The organism is Methylobacterium sp. EM32 (assembly GCF_040593685.1).
In the GTDB taxonomy this organism is placed as follows: Bacteria; Pseudomonadota; Alphaproteobacteria; order Rhizobiales; family Beijerinckiaceae; genus Methylobacterium.
Genome location: NZ_JBEXZS010000050.1, coordinates 1 through 1,379, shown reverse-complemented (window position 1 = coordinate 1,379; position 1,379 = coordinate 1). Strand labels below are relative to the sequence as shown.

Annotated in this window: 1 protein-coding gene and 2 pseudogenes; 2 read left to right on the top strand and 1 reads right to left on the bottom strand. The window is 74.1% G+C overall.

Annotation, left to right across the window (positions count from 1 at the left end; all coding sequences use genetic code 11):
- Positions 1-187, bottom strand: a pseudogene (locus ABZT49_RS07850) (hypothetical protein); the annotation flags it as partial.
- Between the two features lie 104 nt (positions 188-291).
- Between ABZT49_RS07850 and ABZT49_RS07845 the strand changes: the two are divergent.
- On the top strand, positions 292-1,185 hold the full coding sequence (locus ABZT49_RS07845) for a DUF6502 family protein (protein WP_355285119.1): 894 nt from the start codon (positions 292-294) through the stop codon (positions 1,183-1,185).
- An 11-nt stretch (positions 1,186-1,196) separates the two neighbouring features.
- Positions 1,197-1,379 (top strand): annotated as a pseudogene (locus tag ABZT49_RS07840) (hypothetical protein); the annotation flags it as partial.

Below are 1,379 nucleotides of genomic sequence, written 5' to 3'. Positions count from 1 at the left end.
GGACGGGGGTGAAGGCCGGCGGCGGCGCGACGCGGCGCGGCAGGTCGGCGGCGGAGGCCGGCGCGGCGGCCGTGAGGGCAGCCGCCAGGGCGAGCGCCCCGGCGGCTCGGCGGAGGGGCAGAGGAGAGGGAGCGGGCGGGCCATCGGGGGTTCCTGTGGCGGAAGACGGCGTGGGAAATCTGACCACGAACAATCATATACGTGGGCAAAATTCCCACGTCAATCGGAAAACGCACTGCGCCGCGCTTTCGTGGGATTGTGTCCCACGGCGCCTCCGCTACAACGATCGTGATGTCAGAGCCGAACCCGAGATTGCCGCCCGACGCGGGCGCGCTGCAGGCCCCGCTCGCCCGGCTGCTGCGCCCGCTGGTGCGCCTGTTCGTGCGCAGCGGGATCACTTTCCCGGCGCTGACCGATCTCCTGCGCGAGCTCTACGTGAACGTCGCCGAGTACGACTTCGCCCTGCCCGGCAAGGACCAGACCGACAGCCGGGTGAGCCTGCTCACCGGCATCCACCGCAAGGAGGTGCGCCGCCTGCGCGGCGCCGGTGCGCCGGTGAGCGCGGTGCCGGCGGCGGTCTCGCGCACCAGCCGCATCATCGCCCGCTGGATCGCCGCGCCCGACTTCACCGAGGCCGACGGCCGGCCGAAGGCGCTGCCGCGGGTGGCGGAGAGCGGGCCGTCCTTCGAGAGCCTCGTCGCCTCGGTGACCCGGGACCTGCGCCCGCGGGCGGTGCTCGACGAGTGGCTCGACCGCGGCCTCGTGACCCTGGACGCGGAGGAGCGCATCGTGCTCGCCGAGGCCGCCTTCGTGCCGAGCGGCGGCGGCAGCCAGCAGCTCTACTATTTCGGCCGCAACCTCCACGACCACATCGCCGCCGCGGTCACCAACATCCTGGAGGAGAAGCCGCGTTTCTTCGAACGCGCCGTGCATTATGACGGGCTGTCGCCCGAGCTGGCACGGCGGCTCGAGGGGCGGGCGCGGGAGATCGCCATGGAGGCGCTGCAGCAGGCCAACCGCGAGGCGCACGCGGCCTGCGAGACCGATCCGGGCGGCGAGGCGCGCTGGAACTTCGGCATCTACATCTATTCCGAGGACGCGCCGCAGGCCCCCATGACCGTCGCGCCGCAGGCCCCCATGCAGGCCCCCCCGACCGTCGCGCCGCGGCCCGAGCCGAAGGCGTGAGGGAGGGGCCCGTGCGACGCGCGACCTCCGTCACCCGGCGCGGCCTCCTGCGGGGGGCGTTGCGCCTCCTCTCCGGCGCGAGCTGGCTCGCCGTCGCGGGGCAGGCGGGGGCGGCCGGCGACAAGATCCTCGACCAGGGGATCGGCGGCACCGGCATCCGGCCCGGGCCCGACGACGAGGGCGACCGCGGCATC